Raw genomic sequence first — 23,021 nt, 5'->3', positions numbered from 1 at the left:
AGCCGCGCGCGCCATTGCCAAGGCGCGCGGCGGGTGGTTCAAGGACGCCATGGCCCGGCTCGCGACGACGACATTGCTGATCCTCGGCGCCGCGCTTTGCGGCCATGCGGCCAGCGCGCTGGGCGCCCCCCTGCCCTACATGCTCGGCCCGCTCGCGCTTACGGCGCTGGTCGCGACGCTGATCCCGCACCGATTGCCCGAGGGCTACCTCTTTCCGCCGGCGCTGCGGCTGACCTTCATCGCCGTGATCGGGCTGATGATCGGCGCGCAGGTGACGCCCGCGCTTTTCGACAATGCAGGCCGGCTGGGCGTGAGCGCCGCGGCGCTTGCGCTGTTCGTCGTGGTGGCGATGGCGGTCAACTACGCGATCTTCCGCCGCCTCGGTGGTTACGATCCCGCCACCGCCTTCTACGCCGGCGCCCCCGGCGGGCTATACGAGAGCATCGCGATGGGCGAGGCGACGGATGCGGACCTACCCCGGCTCATGCTGCAACAGTTCATGCGCATCATTCTCGTGGTGACCGCGCTGCCTGTCGGGCTGTCGCTCTGGCTCGGCGGGCCGGTCGGGAGCTCGGCGGGGCTTTCCTTCGCGGGCGGGGCCGTGCCGTGGCAGGCGCTGCCGTGGCTGGTGATCGCCGGCGCGGCGGGGCTGGCGCTCGGACGCGCGCTGCGCCTGCCGGCGGGGCAGATCACCGGGCCGATGGCGGTGGCCGCCGCGCTTTCGCTGAGTGGGCTGGGGCATCTCGACGTGCCGCAATGGCTCGTCAACGCGGCGCAGGTGGTGATCGGCGCGGCGTTGGGCATGCGCTTCACCGGGATCGGCCCCGCGATGATTCTGCGCGGCGCGGGACTGTCGGTATTGTCGGTTTCAACGATGCTGCTGCTTGCCGCCGGGATCGCGACGCTGCTGCGCCCGGCCCTGGGCGAGCATTTCGACGTGCTGCTCATCAGCTTCGCGCCCGGCGGCGTGACCGAGATGGCGCTGATCGCGCTCAGCCTCGAGGCGAACCCGGCCTTCGTCACGCTGCATCACATCCTGCGCATCCTCATCACCGTGCTCGGGATCGGGCTGAGCGGGCGGGTGCTCAAGCGCAGGCTTTGACAGCGGCGCGGCCCGGCGCTACCTCGTCTAGGATCATTTCCAACGAGGGTATGGCATGCGCATAGGACAGGCGGCGGCGATCATCACCGGCGGGGCGTCCGGCCTTGGCGAAGCGACGGCGCGGCATTTCCGCGAGGCCGGCGCAGCGGTGACGATCCTCGATCGCGATCATGAGCGCGGCGCCGCCGTCGCGGACGAAATCGGCGCAAGCTTCGCGCAGACCGACGTGACCGACGAGGCGTCGGTCGGCGCCGCGATCAGCGCGGCGCTCGAGGCGATGGGGCGGATCAGCGTCGCGGTCAACTGCGCCGGCATCGCGCCCGCCGCCAAGACGCTGGGGCGCGACGGGCCGCATCCGCTCGAGACCTTCCGACGCACGGTCGATGTCAACCTCGTGGGCAGCTTCAACGTCGCGCGCCTCGCCGCCGCCGAGATCGCGCGCAACGCGCCCGGCGCCGACGGGGCGCGCGGCGTCATCGTCAACACCGCCTCCATCGCCGCCTTCGACGGGCAGAAGGGCCAGGCGGCCTATGCCGCCTCCAAGGGCGGGATCGCCGCGCTCAGCCTGCCGATGGCGCGGGATCTGGCGCGCGAGGGCATCCGCGTGATGGCGATCGCGCCGGGGATATTCCGCACGCCGATGCTGGAAGGGCTGCCGCAGGAGGTGCAGGACGGGCTTGTCGCGGACGTGACCTGTCCCAGGCGACTGGGCGAGCCGGAGGAATTCGCGCGGCTGGCGGCGTTCATCGTCGAATGCGGCTATCTCAACGGCGAGGTGATCCGCCTTGATGGCGCGCTGCGGATGCAATAGCGCCTCGTCCGGCTCTTGCGGGCTGTCCTCGGGTCAGCTCTCGGCCTTTTCGGCCAGCGTCAGCCACTCCTCCTCGGCGGCGCTCAGCGCCTCCTGCCGGGCGGCGAGCGCCTCGGTCGCCTTGCGGAACTTGACCGGCTCGCGGGTGAAGAGATCGGCGTCGGAGAGCAATTCCTCAAGCTTGCCGATCTCCGCCTCGAGGCGGGCGATCTCGTCGGGGAGCTTCTCGAGCCGGTGCTTCTCGGTAAAGCTCATGCCGGTTGCGCGCGACTTTGGCTGCGGCGCCTTCGGCCTTGGTTTCGCTTGACCTTTCGCAGGTTCGGGCGCGATGCGCTCCTGCCGCTGGGCCCGGTAGTCGCTCCAGCCGCCGGCATAGACCGTGGCGCGCCCGTCGCCCTCCATCGCGATGGTGGTGGCGGCCACGCGGTCGAGAAAGTCGCGGTCGTGGCTTACCAGCAGCAGCGTACCGTCGTAGTCGTCAAGCAGCTCCTGCAAGAGATCGAGCGTCTCGATGTCAAGGTCGTTGGTCGGCTCGTCAAGCACGAGCAGGTTGCTCTCGCGGGCCATCAGCTTGGCCAGCAGCAGCCGCGCCTTTTCCCCGCCCGACAGCGCCTTGACCGGGGCGCGGGCCTGCGCCTCGTCAAAGAGGAAATCCTTGAGATAGCCGATGACGTGGCGCGGCTGGCCGCGCACGAGCACCTGGTCGGCCTTGCCCGAGACCCGCATCTCGGGGTCGCCGGTGAGACTGTCCCAGAGCGTCATCTCGGGGTCGAGCGCGGCCCGCGCCTGATCGAAGACGGCGGGCGCGAGGTTGGTCCCGAGCCGCACCTCGCCGCTGTCGGGCCGCTCCTCGCCAAGCAGGATCTTCAGCAGCGTCGTCTTGCCCACGCCGTTCGGCCCGACGAGGGCGACGCGATCCCCTCGCGCGATCCGCACCGAGAAATCCCGCAGGATGAGGTTATCGCCGTAAGACTTTGATATGTCGCGCGCCTCGATCACCAGCTTGCCGGATTTCGGCCCCGATTCGAGCGCCATCGCCGCCGTGCCCGGACGCTTGACCTGCGCGGCCCGTTCGGCGCGCAACGCCTGCAACGCGCGCACGCGGCCCTGGTTGCGCTTGCGGCGCGCGCTGATGCCCTCGACGGCCCAGCGGGCCTCGGCGCGGATCTTGCGGTCGAGCTTGTGGCGGTCCTGGTCCTCTTCTTCCCAGACCTTGTCGCGCCAGGCCTCGAAATGGGCGAAGCCCTGTTCATTGCGGCGCACCGCTCCCCTGTCTATCCAGAGGGTTGCCCGGGTAAGTTCATGCAGGAAGGCGCGGTCGTGGCTGATCAGGACGTAACCGGCGCGCGTCTCCTTCAGCGTGGTCTCGAGCCAGGCGATGGCCTCGATGTCGAGATGGTTGGTCGGTTCGTCCAGCAGCATCAGGTCGGGCGCCTCGGCCATCAGCTTGGCCAGCGCGGCGCGGCGGCGCTCCCCGCCCGAGGCGGTGGCGACCGGTTGTTGGGGGTCGAATTTCAGCCCCTCGGCGGCCATCTCCACGCGATAGGTCTCGGCCGCGTCCAGCGCGCTCGACGCGAAATCGCCAAGCGTCGCGAAACCGGTCATGTCCGGGTCCTGCTCCATGTAGCCGACGCTGACGCCGGCGGGCACGATGCGGGCGCCGCCGTCCGCTTCGATCAGCCCCGCCATGACCTTCATCAGCGTGGATTTGCCCGACCCGTTGCGCCCGACGAGCGCGACGCGATCACCCGGCTGCACCACCAGCGACAGATCCGCAAAGAGCGGATCGCCCCCGAAGCCGAGCGATATGTCGTTGAGTTGCAGAAGCGGGATACGGGGCGCCATGCCGGCGGGCTATCCCGCGCCACCCTGCGCGTCAAGAGGCCGCCATCGCCCGCAGCAGCCGCTTGCGCGCGGCGGGGATGGCGGCGATCTCGACCCCGGTGAAGACGTGCAGCGTGTTCATCTGCCGGTCCACCACCGCATGATCGCTCACCCAGCCGCCCATCGCGAGATAGGTGCGCAGCAAGGGCGGCATGCGCAGCATGGCCAGCCGGTAATCCGTCCTGCGTCCGCGCAACAGCTGCGCAAAGCGGAACACCTGCGGCGCGCGGGCGCGCGGCAGCCAGCGTTGCGGCGCGAGATGGCGGTCCCCGAGCATGGCGAAGGCGTCGAGGTAGCCCGCCTCGTCCGTGCCCTTGAAGGAGGAACACCCGAAGAGCAGCCGAACGCCGTGGTCGTCCACGTGGCGCGTCATCGCCGCCCAGGCGACGCGCAGGATGTCCGGGTCGTGATGGTCGGGATCGAGGCAGAAGCGGCCGATCTCGACCATCGGGCCGCCGAACCCCTCGAGCGCGGAGAGGTCGTAGTATTGCGCGGCGTAGCTCTGCGCGATCCCGGTCCCGTCGGCGAGCGGGAGCATGCGAAAGCAGCAGACCAGCCGCCCGTCGCTCTGGTCTTCGACAAGGACATGCGCGCAGCGCGCGTCGAACGCGTCGCCCTCTTCCGGCTCGCCCGGACCGAAGGCGCGGGCGCGCAGGCGTTGCGCGGCGCGCACGTCATCCGGCGCGCGGCTCGTCCGGGCCTTGTAGCGCCGATTCGGCATTGGCGGCTCCTCGTACGCGTTCAGGATAGCGCAACCGCGGGTCTTGTGCAGACCGGAAACGCCATTCCGCGCGCGCTCAGAAAAGCTGGCTCGGGTCGATATTGCCGAAATTGTCCATCATCTGCTTGAGGAAGCCCTTGCCGGCGACCGAGGAATCGGTGACCCGCCGGGTCAGCGGCACGACATTGCCGTCGCGCAGGCTGAAGGTCTCGATATTGGCGATGGTGTCGCTGCCGTCGAAGCTGATGGCGAGCACCTTGCGTTCGACCACCTCGGGCCGCTTCATGCCGAAATGGCGGATGCGGCTGCGCACGTAGTAGTAGTCGCCGTCGCTCAACAGGCCCGCGGCCGAGGGCGCGCCGATCACGTCATCCACCGTGGCGCGGCTGTCGACGCCGACGGCGAGCTGCGACAGATCCTCCTGCGGCGGCACGTAGCCGTGATTGCGGTAGACCGAAGTGCAGGCGGTCAGCGCGCCCACACCCGCCACGAGGCATGCGGCGCGCAGCATGTTTTTCAACCCAATCATCTTCACCCTCTTGATCCCCGCCCGATCCGCCTTTTATCCGGCTTACAACAAGGTGGCCGCGAGGTTCAAGAAAGGATAGATCTGCGCATCATGACCGACAGCCCGAAAACCGACGAGATACTGCGCATCAACGATCTGCGCCAGCGCCGCGCGACGCAGTTCTCGCTTGTCCCGGACGGGACCGCGCGGGAGGCGCTGACGCGCGCGCTCGATATCCTCGCGATCCGCAAGCTGAGATTCGAGGGCGCGCTCGCCCCCGAGGGCGGGCGCGACTGGCGACTCGACGGCACGCTCGGCGCGACTGTGGTTCAGCCCTGCGTCGTCACGCTCGAACCCGTCACGACGCGGATCGAAGTCCCCGTGACCCGGCGTTTCCTGGCCGACATGCCGGACGCCCCGCAGGGCGAGGACGAGGTCGAGATGCCCGAGGACGACACGATCGAGCCGCTTGGCGCGACCGTGGATCTTGGGCAGATCATGGCCGAGGCGCTGGCGCTGGCGCTGCCGGACTACCCGCGTGCGCCCGGCGTCGAACTGGGCGAAACCGTGGTTGCCCCGCCGGGGGCCGAGCCGTTGCGCGACGCCGATCTCAAGCCGTTCGCGGGGCTGGCCGCGCTTCGCGGGAAACTCGGGAAAGAAGAATGAGCGGCGCGAGAATCCGCTTGCTCTCGCGCGGTTTCGTTGTATTTTCGGCGTTCCACCGGAATTTGGGGTTGAACCGGCGGCTCTGGACGGATTAAGAGCCGCGGGAATGCTCGTGTAACAGGCCTTCGCCGGCCTCAGGAAAACAGGATCGCAGCAATGGCCGTCCAGCAGAACAAAGTATCGAAATCGCGCCGCAACAACCGCCGCGCGCATGACTCGCTCAGCGGGGCGAACCCGAATGAGTGCCCCAACTGCGGCGAACTCAAACGTCCGCATCACGTCTGCGTGGCCTGCGGCCACTACGCCGACCGCGAGGTGGTGGTGATGGCGGACGAGATCGACCTCGACGAAGACGCGGCCTGACGCCGCGCCGCCTGACCACGCAAGGGGTCTTCCGCAAAGGATGAACCGAACCGATGACCGCGCATCCCGATCAGACCAAGGCGGGTGCCGGGCGTATCGTCATTTCCGTCGATGCGATGGGCGGCGATCACGGGGCGGCCACGGTCGTCGCGGGAATCGCGCATTCGGCTAAGAAGAACCCCGATATCGGCTTCATCCTGCACGGCCGCCGGGATGAGCTCGAGCGCCTCGTCGCCAAGCGCCGCCATCTGGCCGACTGCACCGAGATCCGCGACGCCCCCGACGTGGTGTCGATGGACGACAAGCCGAGCCACGTCATGCGCCACGGCAAGGGCACCTCGATGTGGTCGGCGCTCGAATCGGTGCGCAACGGCGAGGCGACGGTCTGCGTCTCCTGCGGCAATACCGGCGCGCTGATGATGATGAGCGTGCTGCGCCTGCGCCGCCTGCCCGGCATCTATCGCCCCGCCATCGCGGTGATGTGGCCCTCGCGCAATCCGCAGGGGTTCAACGTGCTGCTCGACGGCGGCGCCGACATCCGCGCGGACGCCAAGGACCTCATGCAATACGCGCTCATGGGCACCTCCTATGCGCGCAACGGATTCGGCGTCGCGCGCCCGCGCATCGGGCTGCTCAACGTGGGCACCGAGGAACACAAGGGCCGCGCCGAACTGCGCGAGGCGCATGACCTCATCGCGGCCAATGCGCAGACCTCGGATTTCGAATTCGTCGGCTTCGTCGAGGGGCGCGACCTGCCCGGCGACACCTGCGACGTGATCGTGACCGACGGGTTCACCGGCAACGTCGCTCTCAAGACCGGCGAAGGCACCGCGACGATGATCGCCGAGCGGCTGCGCGACGCCTTCGCCTATTCGCCGCTCTCGAGGCTCGCCTCGGTTCTCGCCTATACCTCGCTGCAACGGCTGAAGAAGCGGATCGACCCGCGCCGCGTGAATGGCGGCGTCTTTCTCGGACTGAACGGCACGGTCGTGAAATCCCACGGCGCCGCCGACCCGACCGGCGTGTCGGCGGCCGTCAAGCTCGCCTTCCAGCTGGCGCAGAGCGGGTTTTCCCAAAAGCTCGCCGCGCGGGTTGCATCCGCCGCCCTGCCCCCGCAGGATGCGAGTTCCGACGATGACGGTGGGACATCATGACCAGACGCGCCGTGGCCCGCGGGATCGGGCATTACCTGCCCGAGCGGGTGGTTCCTAACGCCGAGTTCGAAGCGACGCTCGACACCACGGACGAATGGATCCGCACCCGGTCGGGGATCGAGCGGCGGCGCTTCGCCGCCGACGATCAGACGACATCCGACCTCGCGACCGAAGCCGCGCGCGCCGCGCTCGATCATGCAGGGTTGGCGGCGGACGATCTCGACGCGATCATCGTCGCCACCTCGACGCCAGACCTGACCTTTCCTTCGGTCGCCACCATGGTGCAGAGCCGGCTTGGCATGACCCGCGGTTACGCCTTCGACGTGCAGGCGGTCTGCGCGGGATTCGTTTATGCGCTCTGCAACGCCAACGCGCTGATCGTCGCGGGCCAGGCGGACCGGATCATGGTGATCGGCGCGGAGACCTTCAGCCGCATCATGGACTGGACCGATCGCTCAACCTGCGTTCTGTTCGGCGACGGCGCGGGCGCGCTGATCCTCGAGGCCGGGACAGGCGACGGCACATCTGATGATCGCGGCATCCTCGCCACGGATCTGCATTCGGACGGGCGGTATCGCGACATGCTCTACGTCGATGGCGGGGTCGGCACGACGGGCACGGCGGGCAAGCTGCGGATGCAGGGCAACCCGTTGTTCCGGCAGGCGGTGGACAAGCTGGCGAGCACCGCGACGACCGCGCTTGAGCGCTGCGGCCTCGGGCATGCGGATGTCGACTGGATCGTGCCGCACCAGGCCAATATCCGCATCATTGCGGGCACGGCGAGGAAGCTCGGCCTGCCAATGGAGCGGGTGATCCTGACGGTACAGGACCACGGCAACACCTCGGCCGCGTCGATCCCGCTGGCGCTGTCGGTGGGGGTCGCGGACGGGCGGATCAGGCGCGGCGACCTGATCCTGAGCGAAGCCATTGGCGGCGGGCTTGCATGGGGCGCGGTGGCGCTGCGCTGGTAGCTGTGCGAAACCACTGAAACCAGCGGGCGACAAGGCCCGGACAAGCCGTTGATATTGACTCTGAAATTCCTTCGCCCCTAAAGTGAGCGAAATAAACGGGGGGGACGGGATGAGCGACAAGACACTGACGCGTATGGACCTGAGCGAAGCGATCTTTCGCGAAGTCGGCCTGTCGCGCAACGATTCCGGGCAATTGGTCGAAAGCGTGTTGGAACATATCTCGGATGCGCTGGTGCGCGGCGAACAGGTCAAGATTTCGTCCTTCGGCACGTTCTCGGTGCGAGATAAATCCGCACGGATCGGGCGCAATCCGAAAACCGGCGAGGAAGTGCCGATCAAGCCCCGGCGCGTGCTGACCTTCCGCCCCTCGCATCTCATGAAAGATCGCGTGGCCGCCGGCAACAGACGTTGAGGACCATAGCATGGCCAAGTCCGCGGACGCCTTCCGCACGATCAGCGAAGTGGCCGAGTGGCTCGGGATTCCGGCGCATGTGCTGCGGTTCTGGGAAAGCAAGTTCACCCAGGTGAAGCCCGTGAAACGCGCGGGCGGGCGGCGCTACTACCGGCCCGCCGACATGCTGCTGCTGGGCGGCATCCGCAAGCTGCTGCACGAGGACGGCATGACCATCAAGGGCGTGCAGAAGATACTTCGCGAACAGGGCGTGAAGGAAGTTTCCGCGCTTTCGCAACCGCTGGACCTGGACGCCGAGGATCACGCGCCGATCAGCGGCATCGCGCTCGACGTGACCGGGCAACCGGATGAACCGCGCGGACAGGTTCTGAACTTCGATCGGGACAAGACCGAGCCGCGCGCGCCCGCCGAGGACGCGCCGGAAGAAGCAGCGCGCGACGACACGCCGGAGGAGAGGCCGGCCGATCCGGCGGGCGATGCGAAGGAAGACGAGACTGCCCCGCGCGAAGAAACCGCCGCCGCTCAGGAGACCGAGACCGTCGCGGAGACCGCCGCGCCCGAGGAGGAAGCGGACAGGCCAGAGAAGGCCAAGCCGAAGATCCTGCGGCCCACGGGATCCGCCGCGATGCCCGGTTTCCTGCAAAAGAGCCTCGATGAGCGCAACGACGAGCCCAAGCCGGAAGAGCCGGCCAAGCCGGATGCTGACGCCGCCGCCGCGCGGGCCGAATCGGACGCCGCCGGGGACGACCGCGACGAAGACGCTGCATCGGCCTCACCCGAGCCGGAACCGACGCAAGCCGCGAGACCCGAACCGCCGCGCGCGGCACCGATCACCACCCCGCCCGACCCGGCCGATGACGAGGTCGCGGGCAAGCCTTCGGCGCTCAGCGCGCTTGCGGCCATGCGGACGCCGGACCCCGAACAGGCGGCGCTGCTGGCGGACCTCGCGGCGCGCCTTCGGACGCTCACGGACACATCCCGCCCCCACCGCGGCGCGTGAGGCCCGAAAGTTGGGAATTACCCCTTGCCCCCGGACGCAGAACGGGTATGTAACGCGCAAAGTCGGGCTATGGCGCAGCCTGGTAGCGCGTCCGTCTGGGGGACGGAAGGTCGCAGGTTCGAGTCCTGCTAGCCCGACCAATACGCAAACGCCCGGCGGCCTCGGCCCGCGGGCGTTTCGTGTTTCAGGGGGGGGCGGATGACTGATTTTCCCGACGGCGTGCTTTCGGACAGCCAGATGCGGTCGCTTATGGCGGATGGCCAGATCATGGCCGGCGCGCCGATCGCCGACAGCCAGGTTCAGCCCGCCTCGCTCGATCTGCGGCTGGGGGACATCGCCTACCGGGTCCGCGCGTCCTTCCTGACCGGGCGCAGCGCGACGGTGGCGGACCGGCTGGTCGATTTCCAGATGCACGAGATGGACCTGACCGGCGGCGCGGTTCTGGAAAAGGGCTGCGTCTACGTGGTGCCGCTGATGGAATCCCTGGCGCTCGCGCCCGGCATATCTGGCGCGGCGTCGGCCAAGTCCTCGATCGGGCGGCTTGATTTGCTCACAAGGGTGATCACCGATAACGGGGTCGAATTCGACCGGGTGCCGGAGGGCTATCGCGGCCAGCTTTATGTCGAGATCTGCCCGCGCTCTTTCTCGGTCGTGGTGCGGGCCGGGCAGATGCTCAACCAGATGATCTTCCGCGTCGGCGATACGGTGATTTCCGATGCCGATCTGCGCGAGCTGCACGCCGCGACGCCGATCGTTTCGGACGATGCGGTGATCGCCGGGGGGCTTGGCTTCTCGGTCGATCTGAAACCGCCGCGCGGCGATCTCGTCGGGTATCGCGCCAAGCCGCATACCGGGGTGATCGACCTCGAGAGGATCGCCCATTACGACCCGGCGGACTACTGGGAGGAACTGCGCACGCGCGAGGGGCGCATCATCCTCGACCCCGGCGCGTTCTACATCCTCGTCAGCCGAGAGGCGATCACGATCCCGCCGAACTGCGCCGCCGAGATGGCGCCCTACCTCGCGATGGTGGGTGAATTCCGCGTGCATTACGCCGGGTTCTTCGATCCGGGGTTCGGTCATTCCGCCGACGGCGGCGGCTCGCGCGGGGTGCTCGAGGTGCGTTGCCACGAGGCGCCCTTCGTGCTCGAACATGGGCAGATCGTCGGGCGGCTGGTTTATGAACGCATGTCGCAGATGCCTCAGCGGCTCTACGGGGCGGCGCTGGCGTCGAACTACCAGGGCCAGGGGCTGAAGCTCAGCAAGCATTTCCGCGCACCCGCCGGTTAGGCGCTCAGGCGTCGAGGATCAGCCTTACCACGCGCCGCTCAAGCGGCGGGATCGCGGCCACGGCCCGCATCCCGAGGCGTACGAGACGGCGGCGCAGGGCGCTGCCTTCCATCACCGCCCGGCGCGCGCGTTCGCTCAGCGCGATCACCCGCGCGCCCTCGGCATGGCGCACGGCGTGGTAATCGCCGAGCCCGCCCTCGGTGAGCCGCGCGGCAAGGTCGGCCGCACCCGCGATCCCGAGGTTCATGCCCCGCCCGCCGACCGGCGAATGCGCATGCGCGGCGTCCCCGGCCAGAAAGACGCGCCCCGCGCCGTAGCGCCGCGCCTGCCGAACGGGGATCGTGAAGGCGCCCTCGCGCCGGGTCCGGGTAACGGACATCGGCACGGGCAGCGCGGCAAGCGCGTCGGGCCTGTTCGAGATCACGCGAAACCGCCCCGCGCCAAGGGGCACGACGATCACCGCGCCGCCGCCTTCGAGGAAGAAGCCCTGAAAGCAGTCGGAATCGGGCCAGCCTTCGGCATCGACATCGGCGATCGACCAGCGGTCGGGCAGGTCGTAGCCGTCAAAGGGAATGCCGAGGGCAGCGCGCACGTCGCTGGCTGCGCCGTCCGCGCCGATGACGTGGGAGAACCGTCGCTCTGCCCCGTTCATGCGCACGGTGACGCCGCCCTCGTGCTCTTCCAGCGTCTCGAGGGCGGTGGCAAAGGCGACCCGCCCGCCGAAACGCTCCAGCGCGGCGCGCAGATGCGCCTCGGTGCGGTCCTGCGGCAGCGCAAAGAGCCGCTCGTCCGGGTCAGGGGCGCGGTCGAGCCGCATCCGCGCGATGGGCTTGGGACCGACGTGAAAGATCACCTGGGGCACGGCGACGGCCTCGGCCCGAATGGCGGCGGCAACGCGAGAGGGTTCGAGAAGCCGCATGCTGCGCGGCAGGATGCCCACCGCGCGCGACAATGGCGAAGGGCCGTCGCGCGCCTCGATCACGGTGGGGACATGGCCGCGCCGCGCCAATTCGACCGCGGCGGTGAGCCCGGTCGGCCCGGCCCCGACGACGAGAACGTCGCGGGCGATCGCCTACATCCGGCCCATGCGGCGCATGGAACGCATCGTCTGGCGCATCCGCTTTTGCGCCTCCTTGCCCTGGGGCGGCGCGCCCTCGGCCGGGGCGCCGGTCTTGCCCTTGCTCATCCGCTTGCCGACCGCGTCCATGCCGGCGTTGATGCCGCCGCGCATCAGGCGGCGCATGATCATGCGCATGGCCATGTTGATGATCTGATTGGCGTTCATTGCGCCCCTCCTCGGTTCCTCTGTCCCCCCATGTAGCACGGAATCGTGCAATTTTCAGGGCGGCGGCCCTCAATCCTCGAAAAGCTCGGTCTGATCGCCGTCGGGCAGCATCGTATCGCTGTCCTCGTCCTCGCCCTGGTCGGCCCCAGGCATCGAGGCGGGCAAGGGGCGGCTTTCGAGCAGGCCGGCCGAGCGCAGTTCCTTCAGCCCCGGCAGGTCGCGCGCGCTTTCGAGACCGAAATGGGCGAGGAATTCCTGCGTGACGACGAAGGTCACGGGCCGCCCCGGCGTCATCTTGCGCCGGCCAAAGCGGATCCATTCCATCTCGAGCAGTTGATCGACCGTGCCGCGGCTGACCGACACGCCGCGGATTTCCTCGATCTCGGCGCGGGTGACGGGCTGGTGATAGGCGATGATCGCCAGCGTCTCGATCGCGGCGCGGCTGAGCTTGCGGGTCTCGACCGTCTCGCGGCGCATGAGAAAGCCCAGATCCGGCGCGGTGCGCATCGCCCAGGCGTCGCCGGTCTTCATCAGCGTCACCCCGCGCCCCTCGTAGCGCTTGCGCAGGTGAACCAGCGCCTCGGCGGCGTCGCTGCCATGGGGCATCCGTTCGTTAAGCTCCCTTACCGTGACCGGCTCGGCGCTGGCGAAGAGGATCGCCTCGATCATGCGTTCCTGTTCGCCCATCGGCGGGGCTTCGAACAGGCTTTCGTCCCTTTCTTCAACGGGTTCGCTCATGGTTCTAATCCTTGCGGCGCAGCTGGATCGGCGCGAACGTGTCGGCTTGGCGCAGCTCGATCCGGCCCTCCTTGGCCAGTTCCAGCGTGGCCGCGAAGGTCGAAGCGGTCGCCGAGCGCCGCCGCGCCGGATCGTGGCCGAAGCCATCGGGCAGATAAGTCGAGATATCGGTCCACGTCCCGGCGAACCCGATCAGCCCGCGCATCCGCTCGAGCGCCTGCTCCAGCGACCAGATCGAATCGCGGTCCATCGCGTAGGGGCGGAATTCGTCGCGCGTGCGGATGCGCGCATACCCCTGCATGAGGTCCAGAAGCGTCGCGGTGTAGGTGATGCGCCGGGTGCGGGTGATTTCCTCGGGCACGCCGCGGGCGAAGAAATCGCGGCCCAGCCGGTCGCGCCCCATGAGCCGCGCCGCCGCGTCGCGCATCGCCTGCAACCGTTCGAGCTGAAACGCCAGATGCGCGGCCAGCTCCTCGCCCGAGGGGCCCTCCTCCTCGGGGTCGGGCGGCAGCAGCAGGCGGGACTTGAGAAAGGCGAGCCAGGCGGCCATGACTAGGTAGTCGGCGGCCAGTTCGATGCGCAGCGCGCGCGCCTTTTCGACGAAGGCGAGGTATTGCTGCGCGAGATGCAGGATCGAGATCTTGCGCAGGTCCACCTTCTGCGTGCGGCTGAGCGTCAGCAGCAGGTCGAGCGGCCCCTCGAACCCGTCCACATCGACGATGAGCGCCTCCGCCGCCATCCGGTCGGCTATGCGCTCCGGCGTGGCGGCGTCGAAATCGTCGTCAGACATCCAGCGGTCCTGCGTTCATGGCGGACAGTCTTGCCTCAAGCGCGGGAATGTCAACCTCGTCGGGCGCGCGACGCGCGGCCAGCGCCGCCTCGGCGCGCCGCTGCCCTTGCGCGTCCAGCCGCCCGGCGGCGTCGGCGACGGCGCGGCGCTCCTCCAGCGTGGCGTTGCAGAGCAGCACCACGTCGCAGCCCGCATCGCGCGAGGCGCGCGCAATGTCCGAAAGCGCGCCGGTAAGCGCCTTCATCGAAATGTCATCGGTCATGATGAGCCCGTCAAAGCCGATCTCCTCGCGGATGAGGCGCATCATGCAAGGGCTGAGCGTCGCGGGAAGCGCATCGATCGCTTCATAGACAAGATGCGCGGTCATGCCCATCGGCAGATCGCTGAGCGCCTCGAACGGCGCGAAATCGGTGAGCCCGAGTTCCTGCCTTCCGGCCGCGACGACCGGCAGGGCGAGATGGCTGTCCGCCTGCGCGCGGCCATGTCCGGGGAGGTGCTTGAGCACCGGCAGCACGCCGCCCTCGAGCAGCCCATCGGCCACCGCGCGCCCCCGCAGCGCGACTTCGCCCGGCTCCACCCCGTAGCAGCGGTCGCGCAGAAATTCATGCGTATCCGGCCCCGCCACGTCCACCAGCGGCGCGCAGTTGGCGTCGATCCCGACGCGGCGCAGCTCATCGGCGATGATGCGGTATTGCAGGTAAAGCGCCTCGGCGGCCGCGGCGCCGGTGCGCTCCGCGACGGTCTGCGGCGGCAGCCAGTTGCGGCCCAGCGGCGGGCGCAGGCGCTGGACGCGCCCGCCCTCCTGATCGATCAGGATCGGCGCGTCGCGCCCCACTGCGTCGCGCATCTCGTCGCAGAGGGCGCGGACCTGGTCGGGCGTGTCGATGTTGCGCGCGAACAGGATGAATCCGAACGGATCGGCCTCGGCGAAGAACGTCCTTTCGGCGGCGCTGAGCCTCAGGCCGTCCGCGTCGAGGATCGTCGCGCCGAAGGCCATCAGCGGGTGACCACCGGGATGCACTCGGCCTTTTCCGCGACCAGCGCCGAGCAGAAGCGGCGCGCGTCGGCCAGGTCGTCGAACCCCATCGCGCGCAGCCGGTAGAAGGTGCGCCCGCCGCTCGTCGCGCGCTGGATCACGCGGCCCTTGTCGGCGAGGTATTCCTCGAACCGCTGGTTCAGCCGGCCCCATTCCTCGCGGGCGATCTCTTCGGACTTGTAGGCGCCAAGCTGGGCGAGCCGCGTGCCGCTGGGGATGCTGTCGGCGGTGATGTCCTGCGTGTCCTGCGCGGCAGGGGCGCTGGCCGCGGTCGTTTCGATCCGCGACAGGGTCACGGGGCGCAGCCTGGGACGAAGCGAGTGGCCAAGCCCGCCTTCGACGCGCGGCGCGTCCTGTGCCTCGGCCAGTTCTTCGGCCTCGTCCGCAGGCTTGTCGCTCATCGGCTCGACCCCCTCGGCCAGCGACTCCGCCAGCGCGAGGATATCCGCCTCCTCGGCGGCGGCTTCGGGCTGATCGGCCGGCTCGGACACCTCTACCTTGTGTGCGGCGGCCTGCGGCTCGGGGCGCTCGGCCCAGACCGCCGCGCCGTCCTCGTCGCTGAGGTCGAGCGGCGCCGGCGCGAGGATCAGTTCATCCGGGGTCTTCGCCGCGGCGCCGACGGCTGCGACGTCGTTGACCGCCAGTCCCTGGTTAAGCGCCTGCCGCCCGCCCGGTTCCTCGGGTTGAACCCGCATCGGGCCCTGCGCGGCGCGGATCACCGGCACGCCGCTCACGTCGCGCATCACCAGTTGATAGCCCCAGTAGCCAAGGCCGACGATCAGCCCCAGTGAAATCAGCGATCCGATCCCGTAGGTGATCGCCGTCAGGGAATTGCCCTGCTCGGCCGCGGCCCCGTGGCCCCGCCGGTCTGCGTGCATTTCTGCCATGTCTCGCCCCTTTGCCGCCCGCGATACGTCGTCACGGGTGGTCTCGTTGCTGCCTCATCGGCCCCGGGCGCGCGTGCGTCTCAGCGCATCTCTTGCGCCGGGGTCACGCCGAGAATACCAAGACCTGCGGAAATAACAACATTCGCGCTGCGCGCGAGCGCGATTTTCGCGCGGCTGGCGTCGCGATCGTCCTCTTGCAGAAAGCGCAGGGCGGGATCGTCATGCCCGCGGTTCCAGAGGCTGTGCAGCTCGCTCGCCAGTTCGAAGAGGTAGAAGGCCACGCGGTGCGGCTCGCTCACCCGGCCGGCGATCTCCACGAGGCGCGGCCATTCGGCGATCTTGCGCGCCAGCGCGAGTTCGGCGTCGTGGGTGAGGATCGACAGGTCCGCGTCCGCGAGCGAGGCGTCGCTCACGTCGATCCCCGCCTGGGCCGCCTTGCGCAGCACGCTGCACACGCGGGCGTGCGCGTATTGGACGTAGAAGACCGGGTTGTCCCTCGACTGCTCGAGCACCTTGTCGAAATCGAAATCCAAAGGCGCGTCGTTCTTGCGGGTGAGCATGACGAAGCGCGTCACGTCGGCGCCCACGAGGTCGACCACGTCGCGCAGCGTGACGAAGGTGCCGGCGCGCTTGGACATCTTGAAGGGCTCTCCGTTCTTGAAGAGCCGAACCAGCTGCGTCAGCTTGATGTCGAGCGGCACCGCGCCGTCCGAAAGCGCGGAAACGGCGGCCTTCATGCGCTTCACATAGCCGCCGTGATCGGCGCCAAACACATCAACGAGGGCGTCGAAACCCCTGGAAACCTTGTCATAATGATAGGCGATATCGGGCGCGAAATAGGTCCAGCCGCCATCGGATTTCCGGACCGGGCGATCCACGTCATCGCCATGCGCGGTGGATTTGAACAGCGTCTGCTCGCGCGGCTCCCAATCCTCGGGGGTCTTGCCCTTGGGCGGCTCGAGAACGCCCTCGTAGATCAGCCCCTTGGCGTCCAGCGCGCTCAGCGCGGCCTCGATCCGGCCGGTGCCGTAGAGCGATTTCTCGGAGTAGAACACGTCCATCTCGACGCCGAGCGCCTTCAGGTCCGCGCGGATCAGGTCCATCATCGCGTCGGTCGCGAATTCGCGCACCTCCGCGAGCCAGACGTCCTCGGGCTGATCGACATAGGCATCGCCGACCTTCGCCTTGAGCGCCTCGCCCACGGCGATGAGATAGTCGCCGGGATAGGTGCCGTCCTCGAACGCCACGCTTTGCCCGTGCGCTTCGAGGTAGCGCAGATAGACCGACCGGGCGAGCGTGTCGACCTGCGCGCCGCCGTCGTTGATGTAGTATTCGCGCGTCACGTCATGGCCGGTGAAATCCAGCAGCGACGCCAGCGCGTCGCCGAACACCGCGCCGCGCGTGTGGCCCACATGCAACGGGCCGGTGGGGTTGGCGCTCACGTATTCGACGTTCACGCGCCGCCCCTGCCCCATGGCCGAGCGCCCGAACTCCGCGCCTGCACGCAGCGCCGCGCGCAGCACCTCGTGCCATTCGCCCTCCGCCAGCCGCAGGTTGAGAAAGCCGGGCCCGGCCACCTCGGCGCTTGAGATGCGCGGATCCTGCGCCAATTGTCCGGCCAGCGCCTCGGCGATGTCGCGCGGCTTCAATCCCGAAGGCTTGGCCAGCACCATCGCCGCGTTGGTCGCCATGTCGCCATGCGCCGGGTCGCGGGGCGGCTCGACCGTGACGTTGTCATGGGCGAGGCCCGCGGGCAGCTTGCCTTCGGCCTCGAGCACGTCGAGCGCCTGCACCACGGCGGCGCGGATTTCGGTAAAGAGGTTCATCGCCTGTCCTTTCGCGTCGCCGGGTGGTTTAGCACCCGTGCGCCGGGCGTCAATCCGCCGTGCCGTCCCTGTCCCGTTTCCCTTGCGCTTCGCCGCGCGGTTCATTTGCCTCGTCGCTTTGCTTCGGCGGCGACAGCGCCAGGATGAGCGCCCCCTCCCCCGCCTTCAGCTCCGCGTCCGCCGCCAGCAGGCGCAGCGACTTGCCCGGCTCGATCTCGGCCAGCGCAATCGACTCGGGGTTGTCGGCGCGCCATTGCTCGACCTTGTATTCCTTGGTCAGCGGCGTGCCGCGCACGGACCAGCCGGCGGTCATCTTCTGCGATATCTCGGGATGGCGCAGCCCGCCGCAGATCACCCGCCCACCCAGCGTCGCGGGAAGGGAGTGGCGGCGGCTATCGTGCTTGGCCCGCTTGAGCTGATAGACGTTCTCACGGCCGAAATCGGGCGCATGGTCCGTCGCCACCAGCGTGTTGTAGGCGTCGTTGTCCGACAGCGCCACGATGCGCGCGTAGCTGACGAACTCCACGCTGGTCTCGGCGCCGTCCGACAGGATGTCGCCGACGTAGATCGGCAGCCCTTCCTCGCGCGCGCTGCGCAGCTTGGCGCGGTTGGCGTCGGCGACAAGCACCGGCACGTCATGTTCGCGCAGCGCCCGCGCGAAGGAGGTCGAGAACTGCGAACCGCCGACGAAGATGACGCCGGGGATGTGGCTCCCCGCGAGGCCCAGGAGCCGCCCCAGCGGCCGCAGCGAGAAGCCGTGCAGCACCACCGTCGCCGCGACCAGCGCGAAGGCCAGCGGCGTCAGCACGGCCGCGTCATCGATCCCCGCCGCCACCAATCGGTCCGAGAACAGACCCGCAACCGCGACAAGCACGACCCCGCGCGGCCCGGTGAAGGCAACGAGCAGCCGCTCGCGCATCGGCACGTTGGTGAAGGCGAGCGAGACCAGGACCGTGAAGGGACGCACGAGCAGGATCACCACCACGATGAACAGCGCCGAGCGCCAGTTCAGCATCGACAGCCGCTCGAGGTTCATCGACGCGGCCAGCAGGATGAACACGCCCGAAACCAGCAGGATCGTCGCGTGCTCCTTGAAGCGGCGCAGCTCCGTATAGCTCGGCAGGCCGGCATTGGCGATGTAGAACCCCATGATCGTCACCGCCAGCAGCCCGCTTTCATGCAGGATGTCGTCGGCAAGCGCGAAGACCATCAGCAGCACGGCGAAGAGCACCGGAACCTTCATGTATTCGGGCACCCGCCCGCGGCGGAACCCCTCGGACAGCAGCCAGCCCGCCACGAGGCCCAGCAGCGTCGCCAGCGTCGTGCCGACCAGCATCTCCCAGACCGCGTGGCCGAGCGTGCTGCTCGCCGCGCCGATCAGCACCACCTCGAAGGCGAGCACGGCGGCCAGCGCGCCGATCGGGTCGTTGACGATCGCCTCCCATTGGAGCAACTGCGCCGGACGCTGGGACAGCCGCGCCTGGCGCAACAGCGGCGCGATCACCGTCGGGCCGGTCACGATCATGATGCCGCCGAAGACCGCCGCGCTCGCCCAGCTCAGCCCGGCGACGTAGTGCAGCGCCAGCGCCGAGGCGAGCCACCCCACCGGCGCGCCGATGATGACCAGCCGCCGCACGCCGAGCGCGGCTTCGCGCAGCGTGTGCAGGTTCAGCGTCATCCCGCCTTCGAACAGGATGATCGCCACCGCCACGCTGATCATCGGCGCCATCAAGGGCCCGATATCGCGTTCCGGATCGAAGAAGCCGAGCCCGGGGCCCACCGCCAGCCCCGCCAGGAGCATCAGCACGATGGCCGGCAGGCGCATCTTCCAGGCGATCCACTGCGCCCCGACGCCCAGCACCCCGACGAGGGCGAAGGCCATGACCGGGTGCAGCGCCTCGCCTGCGGTTGCTGCGTCTATCGCCATCTCATCCCTCCCGGGTGCCGGGGCCGCCCGGGCCGCCAAGGCGCCGCGCATGCTGTGTCAGGGCATACCGGTCGGTCATGCCCGCGATATAATCGCTCACCAGGCGGGCAAGTTCCGTCTCGCCTTCGATTTGATCAAGATCGCGCCGCCAGCGGCGCGGCAGGTGTTCGAGGGATTGCATGTAAAAGGCGAAGAGCCCCTCGACCACTTCGGTCACCTGCGCGCGCTTTACCATCACCGGCGGCGCGCGATACATCCGCGTGAAAAGGAAATGCCGGATCGCCTGCAAGTCGCGCCACAGCGGGTCCGAGAACCGGATCACCGGCCGCCCGAGCCGGCGCACACCGTCGGGGCCGTCGGGGTCGGCCTCGGTGATGATCGCGCGCGAACAGTCGATCACGTCGGCCACCATGACGCCGAACACGCGGCGCAGCGCCTCGTGCCGGCGGCGGTAGGGGTCGAGCCGGGGATAGGCGCGATCGACCTCGTTGTAACAGTCCGCGACGATGGGGAGCGCGGCAATCTCTTCCTCGGTGAAGAGCCCGGCGCGCAGCCCGTCATGCAGATCGTGGTTGTTGTAGGCGATGTCGTCCGAAAGCGCCGCGACCTGCGCCTCGGCGCTGGCGTGGGTGTGAAGTTCGAGGTCGTGACGCGCGTCATATTCGGCCAGCGCCCAAGGCAGCGCGCCGTCCGGCCCCGGCAGGACCGGCCCGTTATGCTTGGCGATGCCTTCGAGCGTGTCCCAAGTGAGGTTCAGCCCGTCGAACTCGGCGTAATGCTGCTCGAGCCGGGTCACGATGCGGATCGCCTGCGCGTTGTGATCGAACCCGCCATAGGGGGCCATGAGCGCGTGCAGCGCGTCCTCCCCGGTGTGACCGAATGGCGTGTGGCCAAGGTCGTGGGCCAGCGCCACCGCCTCGGTCAGTTCCGCGTTCAGCCCCAGCGCGCCGCTGATCGTGCGCGCCACCTGCGCCACCTCGATCGAATGGGTGAGCCGCGTGCGGAAGTAGTCGCCCTCGTGCTCCACGAACACCTGCGTCTTGTGCTTGAGCCGGCGGAAGGCGCTGGAATGGATGATGCGGTCGCGGTCCCGCTGGAAGCACGAGCGGAAATGGCTCTCCTCCTCGGCCACGAGCCGCCCGCGCGTGCGGTCCGGCGCGGCCGCAATGCGCGCGTTCATGCCCTGTCATCCTTGTCGCCTGTTCCCGTCCCTCTTATATTCGATCCCGAGAGCAAGCGAAACCGTCAGGAGAGCGATCCCATGCAACTCCCTCCACAGGTCACGGAACGCGCCTTCGAGCGGCTGGCCGAGATCGGCGCGGGCGACGAAGGCCAGGCCCTGCGCGTCGCGGTCGAGGGCGGCGGCTGTTCGGGATTCCAGTACGAGATCACGCTCGACCGGCCGTCGGATGACGATCTCGTGCTCGAGGGCAAGGGCCAGAAGGTGGTGGTCGATTCGGTCTCATTGCCGTTCCTGGCGGGCGCGACCATCGACTTCTCCGAGGAACTGATTGGCGCGCGGTTCACCATAGACAACCCGAACGCCAGCAGCGCCTGCGGATGCGGAACCTCATTTTCGATGTGATTTTATATATTTGAAGCGCGACATTCATGTCCTGCGCGAAGCTCACTCCGCCGGGATCGCCGCGTGGCCGCGAGCGGCCCGGCGCAGCGCGATGGCCGGCGCAGCCTGATCGTAGATGAGCCACGCGCCCGCCCCGATGACGATGCCGGCCCCCAGATAGACGCCCGGACCAGGCGCCTCGCCGAAGACCAGCGCGCCGATGACCACCATCCAGAGGAATTGCAGGTTCATCAGCGGCGTCACCACGTAGGCCGGCAGCGCGCGGAACGCGCCCACCAGCACCCAGCGCGCGAAAAAGAGCACGCAGGCATAGATCGCGGCCCAGCCGAGATCGGCCAGCCCCATCGGCGCCCAGACGAAGGGCAGCGCCGCGGCCATGACCACCATCAGCCCGAGGTTCGGATAGAACACCTGCGCGAGCAGGTTGTCGTCGCGCTTGCCGATATGGCGCGAGGCCATCATCGACACGGTGCCCAGCAGAACCGCGGCCAGCGCCACGAGATGCCCCGCCCCCACCGTCCCGATCCCGCCGGGCAGCAGGCACATGATCCCCACGATCCCGAGGATCAGCGCCCCCCAGGCCTGCGGGCGCACCTGTTCGCCCAGGAAAGGCCCCGACAGCAGCGCCGTCATCAGCGGGATCATCGCGATGAACAGGAACACCTCCGCAAAAGGCAGCAGCCGGAAGGCGTGGAAGAACGCCACCGCCCCCGCCACCGTGGCCCCGGTGCGCAGCGCCATCGCGCCCGGGCAGCGTGTGCGCATGCCGCGCGCATTGCCGCCCGCGCGGTTGGCCAGCAGGCTCAGCAGCGCGACGATTCCGCCGGAAACCGCAAAGAGCTGCGGCGCGGAATAGGACGCGGCGAACATCTTGGTGATGCCGTCCGCCCCCGAGATCAGCAGCGTGTAGAGCGCGGTCAACCCGACGCCCCCTGCGACCGCAGCCCCGGCCCTCGCAGAGCCGCTCATGCCCGCGCCTCGCGCAGGCCGACACGCGCAAAACCTGCGAAGAACGCATCGAAACGATCGTTCGCCGCCTCGGCCGCGACCAGAGCCGCGTGCGCCTCTTGCGACAGGCGCGCGGCGACAAAGGCGCGCATCGTCTCCCAGTCGGCGCTGCGCGCGCGTCCCATGTTGTAGATGCATTCCGACAATTCCCGCAGCGGACCCGAGCGGGGTCGCGTGCGGCGAAAGACCACGCGCCCTTCCGGGATTTGCGCGGCGAAACCGCCCTGCCCGGTCGTGGCCATGAACCAGTTGAGCATCAGGTATTCGTGGTAATCGTCCGCCAGCGGCGCATAGGGGTCGGACTCGAGGCCAAAGCAACGCGCCTGTTGCAGCAGCCAGATCTCCCATACCTCGGGCGGCGCGCGGCGCGCATGGCGCAACGCGATGCAGATCTCGGCCAGAAGATCGACGTTGAAGTCGAGAAAGGCCAGCGTCCCGGCGAAGATCAGGCTGTCGATGGCCGCGTCCGGCAGGCACGGGTCCACGCGGCCATACTCCGACAGGTAAAACACGATATGCGTGAGCTCATACGCCGCCTTCTTGTTCGGCATGGCGAAGGTGTCGGAACGGGCGGCGAAGCGGCGCAGCCGATCGCCGAGGCCACGGTCACCCGGCAGCGCGTCGACCCCGCGCCGCGCGCACAGGCGGCAGGCCTCGCCGCGTTGCAGATCCGAAAGCTCGGCTTCGGGCAGCCCTTCGCGCGCCGCCCATTCGGCCAGCCGCGCGCCCTTGTTCCCCGGCATGCCGAGGTCCTCGAGATCAAGGCAGAGCGACAGCAGGAAGCGGTAATATTGCGGGAAAAACTCCATCCGCGCCTCGATGTCGTCGTAGAAGGCGCGGTAGCAGGACAGGTCATCGGCGTCCGGCCGGGCGCCGGTGCATTCCAGGATGTTCAGCGCCTCGGCGTTCTCCTTGAGCCAAAAGACATCCTCCTCGCCGCGCCGGTGATCGGCGAAGTTGCGCAGCAAGGCGGCCTGACGCGCCGCCTTGCTGCGTTGTCTGAACGGGACCGTGAGTGAAACGACGTTGCTCATGTCGTGATCTCCTGCTTGCGTGG

24 protein-coding genes and 1 tRNA gene are annotated in these 23,021 nt (G+C 68.7%); 11 read left to right on the top strand and 14 right to left on the bottom strand.

Going from position 1 to position 23,021, the window contains the following annotated elements:
* The first annotated feature begins 49 nt into the window (after positions 1 to 49).
* Both D6850_RS06060 and D6850_RS06055 read left to right on the top strand, forming a co-directional pair.
* Complete coding sequence (locus D6850_RS06060; RefSeq protein ID WP_121164730.1) at positions 50 to 1,102, top strand: AbrB family transcriptional regulator; 1,053 nt, start codon at positions 50 to 52, stop codon at positions 1,100 to 1,102.
* Between the two features lie 55 nt (positions 1,103 to 1,157).
* Positions 1,158 to 1,913: an SDR family NAD(P)-dependent oxidoreductase gene (locus tag D6850_RS06055; protein ID WP_121164728.1), complete on the top strand. Its 756-nt coding sequence runs from the start codon at positions 1,158 to 1,160 to the stop codon at positions 1,911 to 1,913.
* Between the two features lie 33 nt (positions 1,914 to 1,946).
* Here D6850_RS06055 and D6850_RS06050 read toward each other — a convergent pair whose 3' ends face one another.
* From D6850_RS06050 to D6850_RS06040, 3 genes are all read right to left on the bottom strand, one after another.
* Complete coding sequence (locus tag D6850_RS06050; RefSeq protein WP_121164726.1) at positions 1,947 to 3,758, bottom strand: ABC-F family ATP-binding cassette domain-containing protein; 1,812 nt, start codon at positions 3,756 to 3,758, stop codon at positions 1,947 to 1,949.
* 31 nt (positions 3,759 to 3,789) lie between these two features.
* Complete coding sequence (locus D6850_RS06045) at positions 3,790 to 4,518, bottom strand: GNAT family N-acetyltransferase (RefSeq protein WP_121164724.1); 729 nt, start codon at positions 4,516 to 4,518, stop codon at positions 3,790 to 3,792.
* A gap of 76 nt (positions 4,519 to 4,594) precedes the next feature.
* Complete coding sequence (locus tag D6850_RS06040) at positions 4,595 to 5,047, bottom strand: outer membrane protein assembly factor BamE (RefSeq protein ID WP_121164722.1); 453 nt, start codon at positions 5,045 to 5,047, stop codon at positions 4,595 to 4,597.
* Positions 5,048 to 5,137: 90 nt separating this feature from the next.
* Here D6850_RS06040 and D6850_RS06035 point away from each other — a divergent pair, with 90 nt between their 5' ends.
* From D6850_RS06035 to D6850_RS06000, 8 genes are all read left to right on the top strand, one after another.
* Positions 5,138 to 5,692 carry a YceD family protein gene (locus D6850_RS06035; RefSeq protein WP_121164719.1) on the top strand — a complete coding sequence of 185 codons (555 nt, stop codon included), beginning with the start codon at positions 5,138 to 5,140 and terminating at the stop codon, positions 5,690 to 5,692.
* Positions 5,693 to 5,848: 156 nt separating this feature from the next.
* Entirely contained in the window at positions 5,849 to 6,055 is a 207-nt protein-coding gene (rpmF, locus tag D6850_RS06030) for a 50S ribosomal protein L32 (protein WP_121164717.1), read from the top strand.
* 53 nt (positions 6,056 to 6,108) lie between these two features.
* Positions 6,109 to 7,209, top strand: a complete 1,101-nt coding sequence (gene plsX, locus D6850_RS06025; RefSeq protein WP_121164715.1) for a phosphate acyltransferase PlsX — start codon at positions 6,109 to 6,111, stop codon at positions 7,207 to 7,209.
* A complete protein-coding gene (locus tag D6850_RS06020; RefSeq protein ID WP_121164713.1) occupies positions 7,206 to 8,180 on the top strand; it encodes a beta-ketoacyl-ACP synthase III in 975 nt (324 codons plus the stop codon). Before plsX ends, D6850_RS06020 begins: the two co-directional genes overlap by 4 nt.
* 109 nt (positions 8,181 to 8,289) lie before the next feature.
* Positions 8,290 to 8,592, top strand: coding sequence for an integration host factor subunit alpha (ihfA, locus tag D6850_RS06015; protein ID WP_121164711.1), 303 nt, complete (start codon positions 8,290 to 8,292; stop codon positions 8,590 to 8,592).
* Between the two features lie 10 nt (positions 8,593 to 8,602).
* Positions 8,603 to 9,592, top strand: coding sequence for a MerR family transcriptional regulator (locus D6850_RS06010; protein WP_121164709.1), 990 nt, complete (start codon positions 8,603 to 8,605; stop codon positions 9,590 to 9,592).
* A 63-nt stretch (positions 9,593 to 9,655) separates the two neighbouring features.
* Positions 9,656 to 9,732, top strand: a tRNA-Pro gene (locus tag D6850_RS06005).
* Between the two features lie 58 nt (positions 9,733 to 9,790).
* Positions 9,791 to 10,882 (top strand): 2'-deoxycytidine 5'-triphosphate deaminase, encoded by a 1,092-nt coding sequence (locus tag D6850_RS06000; protein WP_121164708.1) that lies wholly within the window; start codon positions 9,791 to 9,793, stop codon positions 10,880 to 10,882.
* A 4-nt stretch (positions 10,883 to 10,886) separates the two neighbouring features.
* On the opposite strand, the gene D6850_RS19825 is transcribed toward D6850_RS06000, so the two are convergent.
* The 9 genes from D6850_RS19825 to D6850_RS05955 all read right to left on the bottom strand — a co-directional run bounded on the left by D6850_RS19825 (position 10,887) and on the right by D6850_RS05955 (position 20,551).
* On the bottom strand, positions 10,887 to 11,951 hold the full coding sequence (locus D6850_RS19825; protein WP_281272565.1) for an FAD-dependent oxidoreductase: 1,065 nt from the start codon (positions 11,949 to 11,951) through the stop codon (positions 10,887 to 10,889).
* A gap of 3 nt (positions 11,952 to 11,954) precedes the next feature.
* On the bottom strand, positions 11,955 to 12,167 hold the full coding sequence (locus D6850_RS05990) for a hypothetical protein (protein WP_121164704.1): 213 nt from the start codon (positions 12,165 to 12,167) through the stop codon (positions 11,955 to 11,957).
* A gap of 69 nt (positions 12,168 to 12,236) precedes the next feature.
* Entirely contained in the window at positions 12,237 to 12,905 is a 669-nt protein-coding gene (gene scpB / locus D6850_RS05985) for an SMC-Scp complex subunit ScpB (protein ID WP_121164701.1), read from the bottom strand.
* Between the two features lie 4 nt (positions 12,906 to 12,909).
* Positions 12,910 to 13,695 carry a segregation and condensation protein A gene (locus D6850_RS05980; protein ID WP_121164699.1) on the bottom strand — a complete coding sequence of 262 codons (786 nt, stop codon included), beginning with the start codon at positions 13,693 to 13,695 and terminating at the stop codon, positions 12,910 to 12,912.
* Positions 13,688 to 14,692 (bottom strand): beta-N-acetylhexosaminidase, encoded by a 1,005-nt coding sequence (nagZ, locus tag D6850_RS05975; RefSeq protein WP_121164697.1) that lies wholly within the window; start codon positions 14,690 to 14,692, stop codon positions 13,688 to 13,690. The genes D6850_RS05980 and nagZ overlap by 8 nt, the downstream gene beginning before the upstream one ends.
* Positions 14,692 to 15,618, bottom strand: coding sequence for an SPOR domain-containing protein (locus tag D6850_RS05970; protein ID WP_121164695.1), 927 nt, complete (start codon positions 15,616 to 15,618; stop codon positions 14,692 to 14,694). The genes nagZ and D6850_RS05970 overlap by 1 nt, the downstream gene beginning before the upstream one ends.
* An 80-nt stretch (positions 15,619 to 15,698) precedes the next feature.
* Positions 15,699 to 17,444, bottom strand: a complete 1,746-nt coding sequence (gene argS / locus D6850_RS05965) for an arginine--tRNA ligase (RefSeq protein ID WP_121164693.1) — start codon at positions 17,442 to 17,444, stop codon at positions 15,699 to 15,701.
* Positions 17,445 to 17,493: 49 nt separating this feature from the next.
* On the bottom strand, positions 17,494 to 19,371 hold the full coding sequence (locus D6850_RS05960) for a cation:proton antiporter (RefSeq protein ID WP_121165160.1): 1,878 nt from the start codon (positions 19,369 to 19,371) through the stop codon (positions 17,494 to 17,496).
* Position 19,372: 1 nt separating this feature from the next.
* Positions 19,373 to 20,551, bottom strand: a complete 1,179-nt coding sequence (locus D6850_RS05955) for a deoxyguanosinetriphosphate triphosphohydrolase (protein WP_121164691.1) — start codon at positions 20,549 to 20,551, stop codon at positions 19,373 to 19,375.
* A gap of 81 nt (positions 20,552 to 20,632) precedes the next feature.
* Between D6850_RS05955 and D6850_RS05950 the strand changes: the two genes are divergently transcribed.
* Positions 20,633 to 20,956, top strand: coding sequence for a HesB/IscA family protein (locus D6850_RS05950; RefSeq protein WP_121164689.1), 324 nt, complete (start codon positions 20,633 to 20,635; stop codon positions 20,954 to 20,956).
* A 42-nt stretch (positions 20,957 to 20,998) separates the two neighbouring features.
* Here the strand turns inward: D6850_RS05950 and D6850_RS05945 are convergent, their stop codons facing one another.
* Positions 20,999 to 21,925, bottom strand: coding sequence for a DMT family transporter (locus tag D6850_RS05945; protein ID WP_121164687.1), 927 nt, complete (start codon positions 21,923 to 21,925; stop codon positions 20,999 to 21,001).
* Positions 21,922 to 22,998: a DUF6902 family protein gene (locus tag D6850_RS05940; RefSeq protein WP_121164685.1), complete on the bottom strand. Its 1,077-nt coding sequence runs from the start codon at positions 22,996 to 22,998 to the stop codon at positions 21,922 to 21,924. The genes D6850_RS05945 and D6850_RS05940 overlap by 4 nt, the downstream gene beginning before the upstream one ends.
* Positions 22,999 to 23,021: the final 23 nt, after the last annotated feature.

Source organism: Roseovarius spongiae (assembly GCF_003651245.1).
GTDB lineage: Bacteria > Pseudomonadota > Alphaproteobacteria > Rhodobacterales > Rhodobacteraceae > Roseovarius > Roseovarius spongiae.
Note: the sequence above shows the minus strand (reverse complement) of the source record. Positions and strands in the feature narration are given on the sequence as shown.

Bases quoted from the DNA above. Each gene is read 5' to 3' on its own strand.
- argS (WP_121164693.1), bottom strand. From the start codon at position 17,444: ATGAACCTCTTTACCGAAATCCGCGCCGCCGTGGTGCAGGCGCTCGAC.
- D6850_RS05945 (WP_121164687.1), bottom strand. From the start codon at position 21,925: ATGAGCGGCTCTGCGAGGGCCGGGGCTGCGGTCGCAGGGGGCGTCGGG.
- D6850_RS05960 (WP_121165160.1), bottom strand. From the start codon at position 19,371: ATGGCGATAGACGCAGCAACCGCAGGCGAGGCGCTGCACCCGGTCATG.
- D6850_RS06020 (WP_121164713.1), top strand. From the start codon at position 7,206: ATGACCAGACGCGCCGTGGCCCGCGGGATCGGGCATTACCTGCCCGAG.
- D6850_RS06045 (WP_121164724.1), bottom strand. From the start codon at position 4,518: ATGCCGAATCGGCGCTACAAGGCCCGGACGAGCCGCGCGCCGGATGAC.
- D6850_RS06000 (WP_121164708.1), top strand. From the start codon at position 9,791: ATGACTGATTTTCCCGACGGCGTGCTTTCGGACAGCCAGATGCGGTCG.
- plsX (WP_121164715.1), top strand. From the start codon at position 6,109: ATGACCGCGCATCCCGATCAGACCAAGGCGGGTGCCGGGCGTATCGTC.
- D6850_RS05990 (WP_121164704.1), bottom strand. From the start codon at position 12,167: ATGAACGCCAATCAGATCATCAACATGGCCATGCGCATGATCATGCGC.
- D6850_RS06060 (WP_121164730.1), top strand. From the start codon at position 50: ATGGCCCGGCTCGCGACGACGACATTGCTGATCCTCGGCGCCGCGCTT.
- D6850_RS05980 (WP_121164699.1), bottom strand. From the start codon at position 13,695: ATGTCTGACGACGATTTCGACGCCGCCACGCCGGAGCGCATAGCCGAC.
- D6850_RS05940 (WP_121164685.1), bottom strand. From the start codon at position 22,998: ATGAGCAACGTCGTTTCACTCACGGTCCCGTTCAGACAACGCAGCAAG.
- nagZ (WP_121164697.1), bottom strand. From the start codon at position 14,692: ATGGCCTTCGGCGCGACGATCCTCGACGCGGACGGCCTGAGGCTCAGC.
- scpB (WP_121164701.1), bottom strand. From the start codon at position 12,905: ATGAGCGAACCCGTTGAAGAAAGGGACGAAAGCCTGTTCGAAGCCCCG.
- D6850_RS06035 (WP_121164719.1), top strand. From the start codon at position 5,138: ATGACCGACAGCCCGAAAACCGACGAGATACTGCGCATCAACGATCTG.
- ihfA (WP_121164711.1), top strand. From the start codon at position 8,290: ATGAGCGACAAGACACTGACGCGTATGGACCTGAGCGAAGCGATCTTT.
- rpmF (WP_121164717.1), top strand. From the start codon at position 5,849: ATGGCCGTCCAGCAGAACAAAGTATCGAAATCGCGCCGCAACAACCGC.
- D6850_RS06050 (WP_121164726.1), bottom strand. From the start codon at position 3,758: ATGGCGCCCCGTATCCCGCTTCTGCAACTCAACGACATATCGCTCGGC.
- D6850_RS05970 (WP_121164695.1), bottom strand. From the start codon at position 15,618: ATGGCAGAAATGCACGCAGACCGGCGGGGCCACGGGGCCGCGGCCGAG.
- D6850_RS06040 (WP_121164722.1), bottom strand. From the start codon at position 5,047: ATGATTGGGTTGAAAAACATGCTGCGCGCCGCATGCCTCGTGGCGGGT.
- D6850_RS05950 (WP_121164689.1), top strand. From the start codon at position 20,633: ATGCAACTCCCTCCACAGGTCACGGAACGCGCCTTCGAGCGGCTGGCC.
- D6850_RS06055 (WP_121164728.1), top strand. From the start codon at position 1,158: ATGCGCATAGGACAGGCGGCGGCGATCATCACCGGCGGGGCGTCCGGC.
- D6850_RS06010 (WP_121164709.1), top strand. From the start codon at position 8,603: ATGGCCAAGTCCGCGGACGCCTTCCGCACGATCAGCGAAGTGGCCGAG.
- D6850_RS05955 (WP_121164691.1), bottom strand. From the start codon at position 20,551: ATGAACGCGCGCATTGCGGCCGCGCCGGACCGCACGCGCGGGCGGCTC.